Here is a 17,838-nt window from a genome sequence, read left to right as displayed (position 1 = left end):
GGACGCCTCAGACCGTCTTCGACTGGTCGCCCCCCTGCTGCTGGGCCTCTGGCTTTTTCCCTTCCGGGGTCTCCACTGCTGCCTGCTCCTCGTAGGCCTTCACCTCCGCAGCCAGGTCGCGCTCTGGCGTCGCATCCGCAGCCTGAGACTCCTTCTCAGCCTTTTCCTTCTCGTCGAGGTTCCTCACCTCTTCGGACAGGTTCCGCTGGAAATCGTCGGAGGCCCGCTTGAACTCGGCCAGCCCCTTCCCCAGGGAACGGGCGATGTCGGGGAGCTTCTGGGGACCGATAACGATGAGCGCGATGACGAGGATGACGATCAGCTCCGGCATGCCGATTCCAAACATTTTTGTATACCTCCCGTGACGGGGGCCGAAGCCTCCGGCCCGCCTGTCCAATACTCTGTTCCGCGGTCAATCCCGACCGCAGGGATGTGAAAATAATAGAGTGTGGGCCGAATTGTGTCAAGCCTGCCATGCCGAGGCCCCGCCCATGGGCGGGTAAAGGGTTTGACATCGGCCCGGACGTTGATTTAGTATCACCCCATTTCGCCCCGTATACGGGCGAGCGGGAAAGGAAACACGCCCATGCAGGCCGAAGACATCAAACAGGAAATCAGGCGGCTCCTCGCGGAGCGAAACGCTGTCCTCCTTGCCCACAACTACATGCGGGACGAGGTGCAGGAGATCGCAGACATCACCGGCGACTCCCTGGGACTCTCCCAGGAAGCGGCAAAGACCAACGCAGAGGTGATCGTCTTCTGCGGGGTCCACTTCATGGCCGAGTCGGCATCCATCCTCTCCCCAGGAAAGACGGTGCTCCTGCCGCGCCTCGACGCCGGTTGCCCCATGGCCGACATGGTGACGGTGGAGGGGCTCCTGGAGCTGAAGGCCAAACACCCCGGCGTCCCCGTGGTCACCTACGTGAACTCCTCGGCGGCGGTGAAGGCCGTGAGCGACATCTGCTGCACCTCGGCCAATGCCGTGAAGGTGGTGAACTCTCTCCCCGACCGGGAGGTGATCTTCGTCCCCGACCGCAACCTGGGGCAGTTCGTGGCGAAGCAGTCGGACAAGACCTTCCACTACTGGGACGGTTACTGCCCCACCCACGAGCGGCTCAAGGCCGACGTTGTGGCGCGCCTGAAGGAGCAGCACCCCGACGCCCTCTTCGTCTGCCACCCCGAATGCAACCCGTCGGTGGTGGCTCTGGCAGACCATGCCTGCTCCACGAGCGGCATGTACGACTTCTGCCGCAGGAGCCCGGCGAAACGGTTCATTATCGGCACCGAAGCGGGGATCCTCTACCGGCTCCGCCAGGAGAACCCCGACAAGGAGTTCATCCTCGCCTCGCCGGCCCTGGTCTGCCCCAACATGAAGCTTACCTCCCTGGAGGACATCCTGGAGGCCCTCACGACCATGGCGCCGGTGGTGAAGGTGCCGGAGGAAATCCGGGTGCCAGCCAAGCGGGCCCTGGACCGGATGATAGCCATACCGCGGGACTAGGAGCACTTTCACAAACCATCGAGGAAAATCCATGATCCGTTCCTTCCAGGGGATGCAGCCCCAGATCGACTCATCCGCCTTCATCGCCGAGACCGCCGTCGTCATCGGCGACGTGACCGTCGGCGCCGAGAGCAGCATCTGGTACAACGTGGTGGCCCGGGGAGACGTGAACTTCATCCGGATCGGCGCCCGGAGCAACATCCAGGACCTCACCATGCTCCATGTGACCCACAAGAAGCACGCTGACGACCCGGGTGCTCCGCTCGTCATTGGCGACGACGTTACCGTGGGACACAGCGTCACCCTCCACGGCTGCACGATCGAGAACGGCGCCTTCATCGGGATGCAGGCCATGGTCATGGACAAGGCGGTGGTGGGTGAAGGGGCGCTCGTGGGGGCACGGGCCCTCGTCACCGAGGGGACGATCATTCCCCCCCATACCCTCTGGGTCGGCGCGCCGGCCCGCTACAAGCGGGACCTGAACCCCGACGAGATCGCCTGGCTCAAGCGCTCGGCCGGCAACTACGTGAAGTACTCCCGGGAGTATCTGGACGACAGGTCGTAGCGCTCGTCAATGAAAAAGCCGGCCTCCCCCACAGGGTGAGCCGGCTTTTGTTTTATTGGAACCAACCGGGTGAAATCAGAATTTAAGAAACGCGAACCGGCCTGTCTCGGTCTGGCTAGCGCCATCGCCCGTCGCCTTCACCCTCCTCACCGTGCCTGCCTCACCTTCCCGCTCACCCTCCGCCACCACGGACTCATCGCCCAGTGCGCCGCGTTCCATGACCGCATTGGTGAAGAGCCCTCCACGCAGGATGGCGCTTGCCAGAACAGCCCCCCGCAGGTTGGCCCCCACGGCGTAGACCCCCGTCAGGTCGGCCCGCTCCAGATCGGCCCCTTCCAGGTTCGTCATGAAGAGACCGGCACCCGCCAGCTTTGCCCCCTTGAGGCACGCCCCCCTCAGGTTGGCCATTTCAAGGGATGCCCCCCGCAGGTTTGCCCCGTCGAGCCGGGCCCCCGCCAGATTGGCCAGGTAGAGGTCGGCATTGGCCAGGGAGGCGTTGCGCAGATCAAGACCGGCCAGGTTCATTCCCCGCAGATTCGCTCCCGACAGGTCGCGGGTCGAACGGAGGACCTCGCGCACCTCGTCGGGACCGGGCCGCCATCCCCCGATTCGCTTCGGCTCAACCGGCACGGCCGGAATCGCGGCCACAATCACCGGAGCCGCCGCGGTTTTCTCGGAGACCTTGCCCTTGTCTCCCCTCTTGGCTGTTCGGGCCACCTTTGCGGTTTTCACCGTCTTCTTCCTGGCGTGGCCGTGCCCCGCAACGCCCCGCCTGCTTACGAGGCGCACGTACTCCGCATAGGGAAGGGCCGGCTTTGCAGGGGAAGAGACGACAGCGTCTCCCGCCGGCACCGTATTTTTCTCCCCGCGGGAGGAAGCGGCGGCCGGGGTACCACTGCCGACGGAAACGAGAAGACAGAGTATGGTGAACGGAATTCCCAGACGACGGAGTGCGCGGTGCTTCATGGACGACCTTTCCTCTCGGACGGAGTTGGAATGGGGGAACGGGCCACACCATCGGCAGCCACCGTGTCTCCCCTTTTTCCGTATCGGTCATTTTCCCCGGGGCTTGAGCCTTTTTTTCGCAAAAAGCAGAGCGTACACCTCCTGATGCGCCGTCGGCAAAGGATCTGTATCCAGGCCAGGCTTGTTTTTTCAAAACTGTACTGGTATCGTACCGGGACATCCTATCCCCCTCCACCTCCAACGCAGTCACAGGAGATTCCATGAAGACCTCGACAGCACACGGCAGGGGGAAAATACCCCTCTACGAGTCGGTGGCGAGCCGGATCGGTCAACTCATCGACGAAGGAACCTTCCGCTCCGGCGACCGTATTCCGTCGGTTCGGGCCTTGGGGCGACAGTTCCAGGTGAGCCTCACCACGGTCATGGAGGCGTACACCCTCCTGGAGGACCGGGGGGTCATCGAAGCGCGACCCCAGTCGGGCTACTACGTCCGCCCCCGTTTCCCCGGCACGGCGGAGCCGGAGATGACGGCTCCCCCCTCAAGCCCCACCACCGTCAGCACCGGCGAACTGGCCATGATGGTGATGCGCGACACCCGCAACCCCGACCTGGTCCCCCTCGGCGCCGCCATCCCCAACCCTGAGCTGTTGCCCGTTGACCGGCTCAACCGGATGCTCTCCTCCGAGACCCGCCGCTTTCCCGTGGCGAGCGTCTCCTACGACATCCCGCCCGGGTGCGAGCGACTGCGGGTGCAGATCGCCCGCCGGATGCTGGCGGCCGGCTGCGCCGTGACCCCTGACCAGATCGTCACCACCTCCGGATGCATCGAGGCGGTGCTCCTGAGCCTGCGGGCCGTCTGCCGGCCGGGAGACACGGTGGCCGTGGAGTCGCCGGTTTACTACAATTTCCTCCAGGTTATCGACCTGCTGGGGCTCCGGGCACTGGAAATCCCCACTCACCCCCGCACCGGCATGAGCATCGATGCCCTGCGCTACGCCATGGATCACACACTTATCAAGGCATGTCTGGTGGTGGCCAACTTCAACAACCCCCTCGGGAGCCTCATGCCCGACGACCACAAGCGGGAGCTGGTGGAGCTCCTCGGCGGTCGCGGAATCCCCCTCATCGAAGACGATATCTACGGCGACCTGAGCCTATCGCCGGAGCGCCCCCGGGCCGCCAAGGCCTTCGACACCAGGGGGCTCGTCCTCTACTGCACCTCGGTGACCAAGACCGTGGCCCCCGGCTACCGGGTGGGGTGGGTGGCGCCGGGGCGCTTCCAGCGGGAGGTGGAGCGGCTCAAGGCGGTGACCACCATCGCCTGCTCGACCCCCACGGAACTGGCGGTAGCCGAGTTCCTCGCCAACGGCGGCTATGACCACCACCTGCGGCGCATCCGGCGCATCTACGCCCGGCAGCTCTCCCTCATGGCCGAGGCGGTGGGGCGTTTCTTCCCCCCCGGAACACGGGTGACCCGACCTGCGGGGGGGTTCGTCCTCTGGGTTGAGTGCCCACCAGCCGTCGACTCGCTCCTCCTCTACGAACAGGCCCTCAAGGCCGGCATCACCATCGCCCCGGGACCCATTTTCTCGGCCACCGGCAAGTACCGCAACTGCATCCGGCTGAACGCCGCCTGGTGGGACGAGCGGGTGGAGCGGGCCATCGAGACCCTGGGGAGCCTGGCCGCCGCCATGACCGGAAGGGAGACGAAATGACCCTCGCCGACACCCAGCTCATCAGCCGCATCGCCGACCGCCTCACCCCGGACACCGGCCGGGTAACCCTCACCGGCCTCGGAGGATCGGCGCCGGCCTATCTCCTGGCCCGTCTCATGGCAACGACGGAGCGCCCCCTCCTCGTCATGGCGCCGGACGCGGAAAGGGCCACGGAGCTCTGCATCGAGCTCCGCTTCTTCAGCGGACGCCCCGACACCATCCTCTCCTTCCCCGCCTGGGACGCGGCCCCCTTCGAAAAGGCATCGCCCCACGCCGACGTGACCGGCCAGCGACTGGCAACCATGCGCCGCCTGGCGGACCGCAAGGCGGCCGCCGTGGTGACCACCCCCGAGGCCCTCAGGCAGCGGGTGCTCCCCCGGACAGTACTGGACAGCGCCTCCCTCTACTTTCTCCCCGGCGAGGAGAGCGACCGGGAAGAACTCCTGGCCAAACTCGTCACCCTCGGCTACCTGAACGTGCCGCTGGTGGAAGACCGGGGAACCTTCGCCGTGCGGGGGGGGATCGTCGACATCTTTCCGCCGGGTTTCGAGCAACCGGTGCGGATCGAGTTCTTCGGCGACTTTGTGGAGACGATCCGGACCTTCGATCCCCTCTCCCAGCGCTCCCTCTCCCCCCTGGAGGAGCTCCTCCTCCTCCCCTCCCGGGAACTGGTCCTGACCGAGGCGGTGCTGAAGGGCGCTGCCTCCCGCATCAAGAACCGCTGCGACGAGCTGGAAATATCCCCCGTGGCCCGGCGGGAGCTTCTGGAGCAGCTCCAGCAGGGTCTATACCCGGCAGGGGTGGAGTGGCTCCTCCCCCTCTTCCACCCGCAGCTGGAGACCCTCTTCGACTACGCCGGCGATACCGTCAGGGTGGTTCTGGACCCGGCAGCCGTGGCCGAGGAGGACGGGCGGCTCGACGGCGAGCTGGCGGCGGCCGAGGCCCGGGCCCGGGAGCAGGGGAACCTCTTCGCGGCGCCGGCGGAGTTCTTCCTTTCGGCCCCGGAAACGGCCGCACGGATCGGCGCGGGACGGCTCGTGACCATCCCCTACCTGACGGTGACCGGGGAGAGCGACGGGTCCGAGACCATCGCCGTGGACATCCAGGAGAACACCGACCTGAAGGTGGACGTTTCCTCCGACAGCGAGCGGGTGCTGAAGCCCCTGGTGGCACGGCTCAACGGCTGGCTGGAGGAGCGGCAGCGGGTGATTGTCGCCTGCCACCAGCGGGGCCAGGCCCAGCGCCTCTACGAGCTTCTCTCCCACTATCCCCTCCCCCTGAACATCTCCGACCGCCCCTTCCCGGCCGAGCGGGAGCGGGACGACGGCAAGGTGGACGTGGTCATCGGCGACCTCTCCCGGGGATTCAGGCTCCCGGAAGGGAAGCTCGTGGTCATCGCCGAGGAGGAAATCTTCGGCCGCCGCCAGAAGCGGCGCGGGGTCTCGGAGCTGCGCAAGAAGCAGATCATGACCTCCCTGGCCGAGCTGAAGCCCGGCGACTACATGGTCCACCTGGACCACGGCATCGGCATCTACCGGGGGCTCCAGCACATCTCCCTCAGCGGCTGCGCCGGCGACTTCATCCTCCTGGAGTATGCGGGGGGTGACAAGCTCTACCTCCCCGTGGACCGTCTCAACCTGGTCCAGCGCTACGTGGGGGCCGAGGGGCTCGAACCCCGGGTGGACAAGCTGGGGGGGACCTCCTGGGAAAAGGCCAAGGGAAAAGCCCGGGCCGCCGTCCAGGAGATGGCCGGGGAGCTCCTCCAGATCTACGCCGCCCGCCAGCTCCACGAAGGTCACCCCTTCTCCCCCCCCGACGACCTCTACCGGGAGTTCGAAGCCTCCTTCGCCTACGAGGAAACCTCGGACCAGATGGCGGCCATCACCGACGTGATCAGCGACATGACAAGCCCGAAGCCCATGGATCGCCTCGTCTGCGGCGACGTGGGGTACGGCAAGACCGAGGTGGCCATGCGGGGCGCCTTCAAGGCGGTCATGGACGGGAAGCAGGTGGCGGTGCTGGTCCCCACCACGGTCCTGGCCCAGCAGCACATGGAGACCTTCAGGGCCCGCTTAGGGGCCTACCCGGTCACCGTGGAGATGCTCTCCCGCTTCCGCACGGCCAAGGAGCAGAAGGAGATCCTGGAAAAGGTCAAGAGGGGGACCGTGGACATCATCATCGGCACCCACCGCCTCCTGCAGAACGACGTCACCTTCAAGGACCTGGGACTCCTCATCGTGGACGAGGAGCAGCGCTTTGGCGTCACCCACAAAGAAAAGCTCAAGAAATACAAGGCGATAGTGGACATCCTCACCCTCACCGCCACCCCGATCCCCCGGACACTCTACATGTCCATGATGGGGATCCGGGACCTCTCCATCATCGACACCCCGCCCGTGGACCGGCTGGCGGTGAAGACCTTCGTAGCCCGCAACTCCGACGATCTCATCCGCGAGGCGGTCATGCGGGAGCTGCGCCGCGGCGGGCAGATCTTTTTCGTCCACAACCGGGTCCAGTCCATCATGAACTGGGCCGAGCACCTGCGCCGTGTTGTCCCCGAGGCAAAGATCGCCGTGGGGCACGGCCAGATGGACGAAGGGGAGCTGGAGAAGGTGATGCTCGGCTTCATGCATGGGGAGACGAACCTGCTGCTCTGCACCACCATCATCGAGTCGGGGCTCGACATCCCCAACGCCAACACCCTCATCGTGGACCGGGCCGACACCTTCGGCCTGGCCCAGCTCTACCAGCTCCGGGGCCGGGTGGGGCGCTCCAAGCAGCGGGCCTACGCCTACCTTCTCATCCCCGGCGAGGGGGCCATCTCCTCCGATGCCCGGGAGCGGCTCAAGATCATCCAGGAGCTGACGGAGCTGGGGGCCGGCTTCCGGCTCGCCACCCACGATCTGGAGATCCGTGGCGCCGGCGACATCCTCGGAGCCAAACAGTCGGGGAACATCGCCGCCGTCGGCTTCGACCTCTACACGGAGCTCCTGGAGGAGGCGATCCAGAACCTGAAGGGTGAGGAACGGCTGGAGCGGGTGGAGCCGGAGATCAACCTCCGCATCCCCGCCTTCGTCCCCGAGGATTACGTCAAGGAGCCGAACCAGCGTCTCATCATCTATAAGAAGCTCACCCAGGCCGAGAACGAGGAGGAGGTGGACGAGGTGATGGCAGAGCTCGTGGACCGTTTCGGCAAGCTCCCCTTGGCCGCCTCGTATCTGCTGGAGGTGATGAAACTGCGGATCCACTTCAAGCGGTTCCTGGTCACCATGGCCGAGTTCGACGGCAGGCGCCTCTGCCTCACCTTCCACCAGAAGACGCCGGCCTCCCCCGACACCATCATCGGCCTCATCCGCGGGAACCCGAAACGGTACCAGTTCTCACCGGACTTCCGGCTCACTGCGGAGCTGGCCGACACCTCCTTCGAGGGGGTCCTGGAAGAGGCCAGAAATCTCTTGAAAAGGCTTGGGTGATGTGCTAGCTTCCGTAAGATTGTTCAATACTTAATGAACCTGCAAAGGAGTTTCAGCGTGAAAAGAACAGCGGTTCTGACGATCCTCTCGGCCACCCTCTGGGCGGCCGCATTCACCGGCTGCAAAGGGAAGACCGAAACCGGTACGGCAACTGCCCCTGTCAAGAAGCAGGGGGAGGTCATCGCCGAAGTGAACGGCGACACCATCACCACCGGCGACTTCCAGAAGGAGTTGGAGAACCTCCCCCCCTACCTAAAGCCCATGGCTGACACGCCGGAGGGAAAGAAGGAGCTCCTCGACACCATGGTGGTCCGGGAGCTGATCCTCCAGCAGGCACGAAAAGACGGCCTCGACAAGGGCCCCGAAGTTGCCGCCAAGCTGGAGGAGCTCAAGAAGCGGGTCGTGGTGGAGGCGTTCCTCAAGAAAAAGGTGGAGGAGCACGCTTCTGTCTCCGACGAGGAGATGAAGAAGTTCTATGAGGAGAACAAGGAGAAGTTCAAGACCGGCGCCCAGGTCCATGCGAGCCACATCCTCATGAAAAGCGAGGAGGAGGCCCAGAAGGTTTTCAAGGAGCTCAAGGAAGGGGGCAACTTCGAGGAGCTTGCCAAGAAGCACTCCGTCGACTCGGCTGCGGCCAAGGGGGGCGACCTGGGGTGGTTCAGCAAGGGCTCCATGGTCCCCGAATTCGAGAAGGTGGTCTTCGGCCTCAAGGAAGGGGAGACCTCCGGCATCGTCAAGACCAAGTTCGGCTACCACATCATCAAGCTGACCGGGAAGCGCCCGGCCGGCGTCCGCTCCTTCGACGAGGTCAAGGAGCAGCTCAAGGCGGCCATCCTCCCGAGCAAACAGCAGGAGGTCTTCCAGAAGCTCAAGGATGACATCAAGAAGGACGCCAAAATTTCCATCAAAGAGGATGTCCTCAAGGGTATCGGCGATACCGCCGCTGAGGAAAAGCCCGCATCCACCGGCGCCGAAAGTGCATCAACCAACAAGAAGTAAGCGTACCGGGGGTGCCTGAAAGCCGGCACCCCCGTGCCCCCACCCGACAGACACCATGATCAAAGCCCTCATCACAAGCACCCTCATTCTCATCGCCACCCTCCCCACACCGTCGCCCGCCGAGGTGGTCAATCGGATCGTTGCCGTCGTCAACGACGAAATCATCACCTCCTACGCCGTCGAGAAGGAGAAGGGGATTATCCTCAAGGAGGCGGAGCGCCAGCAGCCACCTCCCGACCCCCAGACCCTCGTCCGGCTGGACGAAACGGCCCTCAACCGGCTCATCGACAAGAAGCTCGTGGAGCAGAAGGTGCGGGAGCTGGACATTCGGGTGAGCGAAGAAGAGGTCCGTCAGTCCATCGAGGACGTGAAGCGGCAGAACAAGCTCTCCCAGGAGGCCCTCGTGTCGGCCCTGGCCAACCAGGGGCTCTCCTTCGACCAGTACAAGGTCCAGATCCGGGAGCAGCTGGAGCGGCTGCGGCTGGTGAGCCAGGAGGTGCGGTCGAAAATCCAGGTGGGCGAGCGGGAGATGCGGGAGTACTACGAGGCGAACCAGAACCGGTTCGGCGGCGAAGACAACTTCAAGGCGCGCAACATCTTCTTCAAGCTCGACGACAAGATGCCGGCCGACCAGGTAAAGAAAGTGATGACCACCGCCCTGACCGTCCTCCACGAGGCCCGCGCCGGCAAAGATTTCGCCGAACTGGCCCGCCAGTACTCCGACGAACCGGGGGCCAAGAAGAGCGGTGGGGATCTGGGGACCTTCCGCAAGGGGGACATCCTCCCCGAATTCGAGGAGAGCCTCACGAAGATGCAGCCGGGCGAGGTGAGCGACCTCATTTATGTCACCGGCGGGCTCCATATCGTCAAACTTGAGGAGCGCTTCACCGGCACCGCGAAACCCTTCGAGCAGGTGAAGGCCGAAGTGGAGGACATCCTCTACCGGAAGAAGTCCGAGGAGCGCTTCAACCAATGGGTGACCGATCTCCGCAAGGGTGCAGCCATCGAGATCAGACAGTGACTGGTCACTGAATACGAGAGAACCAAAAAAAGCCGGTGCACCTTCGCACCGGCTTTTTTTGGTTTCAATCCCCAATTCCGCCTCTACAGCCCTTTTGCCCTCAACTCCTCCACCAGCGCTTTCTGCTCGGCGGTGAGCCCCTCGGGCACCCCTACCCCGATCCGGACATAGAGATCTCCCCTTCCCGCCCTCCCCATGTGGGGGAAGCCGAGCCCCTTGAGGCGCACTTTTGTCCCCGGCTGGATCCCGGCCGGCACCTTGATCCGCTTGGTCCCCTCCATGGTCGGCACGTCAAGGGAAGCACCAAGGGCGGCGTCGGAGAAGCGGATCTGCCGCTCCACCACGATGTCGTCCCCCTCCCGGGTAAAGTGGGGGTCGCTCCCCACCTTGATGATCAGGTAGAGGTCGCCGGTGGGGCCGCCGCCAGAGCCGAATCCCCCCTTCCCCGCCACCCGGAGCCGGGCGCCATCCTCCACACCGGCCGGGATCTTGACGGCAAGCTCTTCCCGTTTCCCGTCCCGCATGAACGCCACCCGCTTCTCGCCGCCGTCGTACGCCTCCCGGAAAGTGACGGGAACCTCCATGGTGAAGTCCTCGCCCCGCCGGCGACCGCCATAACCGAAGCCCCCCTGCCGGAAGCCGCCGGCGCCGCCGAAGATGCGGGAGAAGATGTCGTCGGTGCCGAACCCCATGTCCTTGAAAATGTCCCCCACGTCAAACCCGCGGAAGATATCCTCCTGGCTGTAGCGCTGATGGAAGCCGCTGGAGCCGAACTGGTCGTACTGGGCCCGCTTCTGGGGATCGGAGAGGACCGCGTAGGCCTCGTTGATCTCTTTGAACTTATCCTCGGCGGCTTTGTCGCCGGGGTTTTTGTCAGGATGGTACTTAACGGCGAGCTTCCGGTAGGCCTTCTTGATCTCCGCTTCGGTGGCCCCCTTCTTCAGGCCGAGCACCTCATAGTAATCGGTATGAGCCATCTGTTATCCTTTCCTTGGGTCTTTGGTGAATGTAAGCGCTCCCGGCAAACCTGTCAACCGGTCAACTGAAGGGCGCGGCATTGTTTACGTTCTTGACAGCGGTCCATGCAGGGTCTATCAATGACACCAAGTAAACCATTCATTCAGCGGCGAGGAGCAGGGATGAAGAAAGTTATCGTGGTGGGTGGCGGCATCTCGGGGCTCGCAACGGCGTTTTTGCTGCGCAAGAAGGGCGGGGAGGCCGGCATCGAGTTGGACGTGACGCTCCTGGAAAAGGAGACGCGGGTCGGCGGCAAGATCTGGAGCATCAAGGAGGAAGGATACCTCTGCGAATGGGGGCCCAACGGCTTCCTGGACTCCAAACCCCAGACCCTCGACCTCTGCCGGGACCTGGGGGCCTCGGAAAGGCTCCTGCGGAGCAACGACAACGCCCGCAAGCGTTTCATCTATACCGGGGGTGCCCTGAACCGGCTGCCGGAAAACGGTCCCATGTTCCTCAAGAGCGGACTCATCTCGTGGCCCGGCAAGCTCCGCCTCGCCATGGAGCCCTTCATCCCGAAGCGCACCGACGGCGTCGACGAGACCCTCGCCTCCTTCGGCCGACGGCGTCTCGGCGAAGAGGCCCTGCAGAAGCTCATCTCCCCCATGGTGTCGGGGATCTTCGCCGGCGACCCCGAAACCATGTCGCTACGCTCCTGTTTTCCCCGCATCGCGGAGCTAGAGGACGAATACGGCAGTCTCATAAAGGCCATGATCAAGCTGGCGAAAAAGAAGAAGCAGGAGGCTGCCCAGGGGAAGGCGGTATCGAGCGCCGCAGGCCCCGGTGGTGTCCTCACCTCCTTTCGGGGGGGGATCCAGGAGCTGACCGACATCCTGTCAGAGCAGCTCGGCGCGGAGAGCGTCGCCACTGGACAGACCGTCACGGCACTCTCCAAGGGTGGTAGCGCCCCCTGGCGGCTTCGGACCGAAAGCGTCGACATCGACGCCGACGCAGTGATCCTCGCCTCCCCGGCCCATGCCACGGCCGGCATCGTCAGCGGCGTGGACGCCGCCATGGCCCAGGTACTGGGAGAGATCCCCTACGCCTCCATGACCGTGGTCTGCTTCGGCTACGAACGGGAGCGGATCGCCTGCGACCTGAACGGCTTCGGCTACCTGATCCCCAAGGGTGAAGGGATGAACACCCTTGGCACTCTCTGGGATTCCAGCATCTTCGAGAACCGGGCGCCGGAGGGGAAGGTGCTCCTGCGGAGCATGCTCGGCGGGGCCTGCTTCCCCGACTACGTGAAGTTTTCCGACGCCGAGGTGATGCAGCGGGTCAGGGGAGACCTCCAGGCCACCATGGGGATCACGGCGGAGCCAGCCTTTGTCAGGATCTTCCGCCATCCCCAGGCCATCCCCCAGTATACCGTGGGTCACGCCAAGCGGCTTGCTGCCCTCCAGGAACTGGTATCGCCTCATCCGGGGCTCTTCCTCACCGGCAACTCCTACCGGGGTATCGGCCTCAACGACTGCGCCGCCGCCGCCAACCGCACCGCCGACGAGGTGGTGGCACACCTGAAGGCCCGCTAGCTTTTTATTGAACCGAACATCTGACGTAAAAAGGCCGTATCTCTGGGTACGGCCTTTTTACGTCCTTAAAACGAACACCATGAGTTTTTCTGCAAAACAGAGGAAAACGTTCCGATCTGCATAAAACAGTCAGTTGGGTAAAAATTACTGGCGGAAAACTTGCATATAAATTAGCAGTATATCTTATTTTATGCATGGGAGTCGTGGATAATGAAAGCAATGTTGAGCCCGGTATGGAGCGTGTTTGTGATGATGCTGAGTTGCATATTCGTCGCCAATGCCGGTGCGGCTGAGCCCCTCGTCCTTGCTGGTTCAGGGTCGAACCTTTCCGCTGTCAAGCAGCTCATCAAAGGGTTTAGCAGGGTCCACCCCGGGATAAAAATTGCCGAGCCGACAAATATTGGCTCCAGTGGCGCTATCCGTGCAGCATTTGACGGTGCCGTCTCCATCGGGCTCGTTTCCCGCCCCCTGCGCACCGACGAAAGGGGGCTCGGTCTTGCCTATACACCCTTTGCCCGGACGGCGCTCGTTATCGGTGCACACTCCGGCGTCGTGAACGAGGGGATATCCTATGACGACCTCATCAGCATCTACCGGGGAACCAAGACGACATGGAAGAATGGTCGCACGATCATTGTGCTGACACGGGAGCCGGGAGACAGCACCATCGATGTCCTGGAACAGAAAGTCCCCGGCTTCAAGGCTGTTTTCGACGACAGTATCAAGGCCAACCGCTGGTCGGTCCTCCTGAAGGACGATGTCATGAACCAGAAGCTTATTGCGACGGCGGATGCCATCGGTTTTTCGGATATGGGGGCAATCACCTCACAGAAACTGAATATCAAGGTCCTGAAGGTAAACGGCATCTACCCCTCGGCGCAGAATGTGACCAGTGGTGCCTATCCACTCTTCAAAACCCTTTCCTTTGTCTACCGCCCGGAGAAAATCACTCCGGCCATGAAGACGTTTATGGCGTTCGCGCGGTCAGCCGAGGGGAAAAAGATCCTGAGCAAAAACGGGTACGTACCCAGTCAGTAAAGGATCGTCATGCCCTCCAACGACACACAAATCAATCTGGTGCGGTATCTCTCCCGGCGGCTCTATCCTCTGTCGTTGGGGATCTGCTGTCTGATCAGCCTTGTATTTCCTGCCACCTTCTTCTTCATTGAATACAACGGGCACAAACGAACAGCCGGTTTATACGCCCAGAACACTGCCGACCATCTGAAGGCACTCATCGACGAAACCTCCCTCTGGAAATACCAGATCTACCGCTTCACCGAGCTTACGAGGGACCTTTCCACCGGTAAAGAGGTTATTTCCATTGATGTTTTCGACGCCAACGGTTCCCCCATTGCCAATTACCGTTACGCAAGCCACAAAGCAAATGCGTGGTGGAACCGCTGGGCCCCCGTTGGCGAAGGTTTCATACTCTACAACAACCAGCGGGTGGGAAGGGTGGAAATCCGCATATCCCAGAGGGCCCTTTTGATCAAGAGTACAATGCTGCTGATCGTCTGCTCATCGATCGGTGCACTGCTTGCTTTCCTTTCCTATTACTTCCCCATCAGGGTGGTGCGGCGGCAGGAGGCCGAGATTCAGACGCTGTTCGATAACGTTCGGCGAGGAGGTGAAGAGAGCGAACGATTACAGCACGTGGCCCAGGAATCCGAGAAGCGTTTCCGGGACCTGGTTCAAGGACTCGACGCCATCGTGTGGGAGGCTGATCCGGTAGCCGGTCGGTTCACTTTTGTGAGTCACCAGGGTGAGGTCTTGTTTCTCATTCCTGTCGACCAGTGGCTGGTTGCGGCTGATTTCTTCATGGATCAGATACATCCCGATGACCGGCAACGGGTTGCGGAAGCATACCAGAGGTCGGTGGCGAAAGAGGCTGATTGTCAGATCGAATACCGGCGGCAGGCGGTGAACGGGTCGGTTGTCTGGGTGAGGGACAATTTTCGGGTTGTCAGCGATGAGGAGGGGCACAAGCAGCTTCGAGGGGTGATGGTCGACATTACCAGGAGGCGGCACGACGAAGAGACACTCCACCAGGTAAACGAGGAGTTGAACCAGTCGGTTCACACACTGGAGCAGCGCAACAAGGAAATATCCAACCTGCACGAGATGGGAGAGATGTTCCAGCTCTGCCGCAATCTCGACGAGGCGTATCGTGTCATCGTCGTGACGGCGGACAAGCTCTTCCCCGGCGAGTCAGGCGCCCTGTTCATGCTCAATCCCTCGCGCAACCTTCTTGAAAGTACCTGCGAGTGGGGCCCCACCAGTGGTCATGAACGGCTGTTCGCCCCCGATTCATGCTGGGCGCTCCGCAGGGGACGGATGCACGTGGCGGCAGGCGGCAAGGGGAGCATCGCATGCAAGAACACCGCCTGCGGATTGTCCCATGAATGCATCTGCATCCCCATGACAACGCAAGGGGAAACAATCGGCGTCATTCACTTTGAAGGTGCAGCAACGGGAGAGTCTACCATTGGGACGACCGATGGCCTTTCCGATGGCAAATACCAGCTGGCCGTGACGATGACCGAGCACGTGGCTCTTGCCCTTGCCAATCTTCGGCTTCGGGAGACCCTGCGCAACCAGTCGATCCGCGATCCCCTCACCGGTCTGTACAATCGCCGCTACATGGAAGAGACCCTCGCACGGGAGATATCCCTCGCAGAACGAAAGGGGACGTCCTTCGGAGTCATCATGATCGACCTGGACCATTTCAAGAATTTCAACGACACCCATGGCCATGATGCGGGTGATACGCTCCTGAAGGAATTCGGCGCCTTCATACTTCGCCATATCCGGGAGTACGACGTCGCCTGCCGCTATGGTGGCGAAGAATTCACCTGCATCCTTCCCGATGCGACCATGGAAAACGCCATGGAGCGTGCCGAAGAGTTGCGCAAGCAACTTATGTCACTACACGTCGAACATATCGGCCGTACGCTGGAACTGGTCACCATGTCCGTGGGGGTTGCGGTTTACCCGGACCATGGGGGAAATGGCGCGACCCTCATAAAGGCCGCCGATGATGCCCTCTACCGGGCGAAAAAAGAAGGACGCAACCGGGTCAATGCTGCACGTGGAGGAGAAACCAAGGCTGGAGGGATCGCAGGCCACCTGTCCAATAGCCCTTGATAGCGCGCGATGTGCCCTTCCATGCTGATGGAGTCCGACTGGTGGTGATGGCTACCGGTAGTTTTTCCTCCGGAAGAGCCCCGTCTTCAGCGACACGATCCGGTCCAGGAAGAGTATGCCGTCCAGGTGGTCCATCTCGTGCTGGATGGCCACGGCTTCGAAGCCTGTGGCGGTGATCTCCCGCGCGGTCCTCTCCCCGTCCTGGAAGCGGACGGTGATGGTCGTGGCCCGCTCCACGTCGCCGGTGTAGTCGGGGACACTCATGCACCCCTCGCGCATGATGGCCGCCCCTTCCCGATGGATTATTTCAGGGTTTACCATGACGAGAAGGCCGTGGTTGTTCTCCTTGCCGTGGCGGCTTGCGGAGACGTCCACGACGCAGACCCGGAGGGTGACGCCGATCTGGGGGGCGGCGACCCCCACGGAGCCGGGACCGGCCCCCATGGTGTCGAGGAGATCGTCAATGAGCCCCCGGATCTCGTCGTCGATGACCGTGACGGCGTTGCTGACCTTCTTGAGAACGGGATGGGGATAGTGGAGGATGGTCTGTGCGGGCATGGCGTCAGAGGGAAACCGGGGTGATGGACCGGACCGAAATCTCCACGTTCAGTTCCTTCTTGATCTCGTCGAGCATCGCCGCCACGTCCTCCACAGCAATCCCCTCCGGCAGGGCCGCTTCCAGCATCAGGACGTAGACCGGCGCCTCCTTGGTGCCGATGAGCTTGGTGTTCAGGTCGGTAATGTTCACCTTCCGCTCGGCCAGCTCCTTCGTCACACGGTAGACGATACCCGGCTGGTCGGAGCCGTAGACCGAGACCATGCAGAGTTCCCCCTCCGGGGCCTGGTAGGCCACCTCGTCAAGGGAAAGGGACCGGGCCGCCACCGTCAGCCCCATCTCCTCGGCGACCCCCCTGAACTCATCCAGAAGCTTACTCTTGCTAAAGGGCTTCATGTGAGAAACGATGAGGATCATGGAGAACTCGCCACCGAGCATGGTGGAGCTGGAGTCCTCGATATTGCAGCCGAGCCGGTAGAGGACCCCGGCAGTGCCGGCCACGATGCCGGGGCGGTCTTTGCCCACAACGGTGACGGCGAAGTGGGCAAGGGAATCTTTCTGGGGTTTGGTCATCTTGGTTCCTCCCACGGGAAACGTGCGTCCGGCGAAGGGTTGTGCCTCGGCGGGTCCTCAATCTATACCAGATGCGGCATGGGATGGCAAGGCGGCTGGGGGCGACGCCGTTCGGGCTACGCACGAACATCGGGCGCACCTGCCTGCCGATGCAGATCAGTGGCATAGCCGGCTTTCACGGCCCATGGGCGCCACATCCTCCCCAGCCGAGGGCTGCGATCGGGTCAGTCGCTGGCAGGCCCAACGATGAGGTTGAGCACGAAGCTGATGAGGCTGAAGACCAGCGCCCCCAGAATGGCGCTCCAGAAGCCGGCGACGCTGAATCCGGGAACGATCCAGGCGGCCAGGGCGAATACGATGCCGTTCACCACGAAGGTGAAGAGCCCCAGGGTGAGGACCGTGACCGGCAGGGAGAAAAAGGCGATGATCGGCCGGAGTACCGCGTTGAGGAAACCCAGGACAAGGGCAGCGACGATGAGGTTGCCGGTTCCCGTGACGCTGATTCCGGGGACCAGGCGTACCACGGCAAAGAGGGCCACGGCGTTGACGATGAGCTTCAGGACAAATGCGAGCATAGTGTTATCCTCCCTACCGGTCGTTCAGCCCCAGACGCTCCCGGGCCGTCTCCACGAGACAGTCGAAGACCATCTCCCGGCTCTCGATGAAGCGCGGCATCTCCGTGTTCATGATATCTTCCAGCATGTTCAGGACACGGCCGTCATTGGTACCGAGCTCGTTCATGACTACCTCCATCATCGGGAGCACCTCGTAAA

Annotated in this window: 15 protein-coding genes; 9 read left to right on the top strand and 6 right to left on the bottom strand. The window is 62.7% G+C overall.

The window, feature by feature from the left end; translation table 11 throughout:
- Positions 1–7 precede the first annotated feature (7 nt).
- Complete coding sequence (locus RCH91_RS12845) at positions 8–346, bottom strand: TatA/E family twin arginine-targeting protein translocase (protein ID WP_306535358.1); 339 nt, start codon at positions 344–346, stop codon at positions 8–10.
- A gap of 240 nt (positions 347–586) precedes the next feature.
- Here RCH91_RS12845 and nadA point away from each other — a divergent pair, with 240 nt between their 5' ends.
- The gene (gene nadA, locus RCH91_RS12840; RefSeq protein WP_306535357.1) at positions 587–1,501 is read left to right on the top strand and encodes a quinolinate synthase NadA; all 915 of its coding nucleotides are present in this window, start codon (positions 587–589) and stop codon (positions 1,499–1,501) included.
- A gap of 31 nt (positions 1,502–1,532) precedes the next feature.
- Positions 1,533–2,066, top strand: coding sequence for a gamma carbonic anhydrase family protein (locus RCH91_RS12835; protein WP_306535356.1), 534 nt, complete (start codon positions 1,533–1,535; stop codon positions 2,064–2,066).
- Positions 2,067–2,141: 75 nt separating this feature from the next.
- On the opposite strand, the gene RCH91_RS12830 is transcribed toward RCH91_RS12835, so the two are convergent.
- Positions 2,142–3,032 carry a pentapeptide repeat-containing protein gene (locus RCH91_RS12830; protein WP_306535355.1) on the bottom strand — a complete coding sequence of 297 codons (891 nt, stop codon included), beginning with the start codon at positions 3,030–3,032 and terminating at the stop codon, positions 2,142–2,144.
- A 260-nt stretch (positions 3,033–3,292) separates the two neighbouring features.
- Here RCH91_RS12830 and RCH91_RS12825 point away from each other — a divergent pair, with 260 nt between their 5' ends.
- The 4 genes from RCH91_RS12825 to RCH91_RS12810 are packed head-to-tail and all read left to right on the top strand — an operon-like array spanning position 3,293 to position 10,240.
- The gene (locus tag RCH91_RS12825; RefSeq protein WP_306535354.1) at positions 3,293–4,747 is read left to right on the top strand and encodes a PLP-dependent aminotransferase family protein; all 1,455 of its coding nucleotides are present in this window, start codon (positions 3,293–3,295) and stop codon (positions 4,745–4,747) included.
- Positions 4,744–8,220: a transcription-repair coupling factor gene (mfd, locus tag RCH91_RS12820; RefSeq protein WP_306535353.1), complete on the top strand. Its 3,477-nt coding sequence runs from the start codon at positions 4,744–4,746 to the stop codon at positions 8,218–8,220. The genes RCH91_RS12825 and mfd overlap by 4 nt, the downstream gene beginning before the upstream one ends.
- Positions 8,221–8,277: 57 nt before the next feature.
- Entirely contained in the window at positions 8,278–9,219 is a 942-nt protein-coding gene (locus tag RCH91_RS12815; RefSeq protein WP_306535352.1) for a peptidylprolyl isomerase, read from the top strand.
- 55 nt (positions 9,220–9,274) lie between these two features.
- Entirely contained in the window at positions 9,275–10,240 is a 966-nt protein-coding gene (locus tag RCH91_RS12810; protein WP_306535351.1) for a peptidylprolyl isomerase, read from the top strand.
- A gap of 83 nt (positions 10,241–10,323) precedes the next feature.
- On the opposite strand, the gene RCH91_RS12805 is transcribed toward RCH91_RS12810, so the two are convergent.
- Positions 10,324–11,217: a DnaJ C-terminal domain-containing protein gene (locus tag RCH91_RS12805; RefSeq protein WP_306535350.1), complete on the bottom strand. Its 894-nt coding sequence runs from the start codon at positions 11,215–11,217 to the stop codon at positions 10,324–10,326.
- Positions 11,218–11,379: 162 nt separating this feature from the next.
- On the opposite strand from RCH91_RS12805, the gene hemG reads away from it, so the two are divergent.
- The 3 genes from hemG (at position 11,380) to RCH91_RS12790 (ending at position 15,936) form a co-directional block, all read left to right on the top strand.
- Positions 11,380–12,789, top strand: coding sequence for a protoporphyrinogen oxidase (hemG, locus tag RCH91_RS12800; protein WP_306535349.1), 1,410 nt, complete (start codon positions 11,380–11,382; stop codon positions 12,787–12,789).
- Positions 12,790–12,999: 210 nt separating this feature from the next.
- Positions 13,000–13,827, top strand: a complete 828-nt coding sequence (locus RCH91_RS12795; RefSeq protein ID WP_306535348.1) for a PstS family phosphate ABC transporter substrate-binding protein — start codon at positions 13,000–13,002, stop codon at positions 13,825–13,827.
- Between the two features lie 9 nt (positions 13,828–13,836).
- Positions 13,837–15,936: a diguanylate cyclase gene (locus tag RCH91_RS12790; protein ID WP_306535347.1), complete on the top strand. Its 2,100-nt coding sequence runs from the start codon at positions 13,837–13,839 to the stop codon at positions 15,934–15,936.
- Positions 15,937–15,987: 51 nt separating this feature from the next.
- Here the strand turns inward: RCH91_RS12790 and def are convergent, their stop codons facing one another.
- The 3 genes from def to RCH91_RS12775 form a co-directional block, all read right to left on the bottom strand.
- Positions 15,988–16,494 (bottom strand): peptide deformylase, encoded by a 507-nt coding sequence (gene def, locus RCH91_RS12785; RefSeq protein ID WP_306535346.1) that lies wholly within the window; start codon positions 16,492–16,494, stop codon positions 15,988–15,990.
- 4 nt (positions 16,495–16,498) lie between these two features.
- The gene (locus RCH91_RS12780; RefSeq protein ID WP_306535345.1) at positions 16,499–17,065 is read right to left on the bottom strand and encodes a glycine cleavage system protein R; all 567 of its coding nucleotides are present in this window, start codon (positions 17,063–17,065) and stop codon (positions 16,499–16,501) included.
- Between the two features lie 224 nt (positions 17,066–17,289).
- Entirely contained in the window at positions 17,290–17,640 is a 351-nt protein-coding gene (locus tag RCH91_RS12775) for a phage holin family protein (protein WP_306535344.1), read from the bottom strand.
- Positions 17,641–17,838 lie beyond the last annotated feature (198 nt).

It is taken from the genome of Geobacter sp. (assembly GCF_030834625.1).
In the GTDB taxonomy this organism is placed as follows: domain Bacteria; phylum Desulfobacterota; class Desulfuromonadia; order Geobacterales; family Geobacteraceae; genus Geobacter.
The sequence above is the reverse complement of the archived record's forward strand: the minus strand, read 5'-3'. Positions and strand labels throughout refer to the sequence as shown.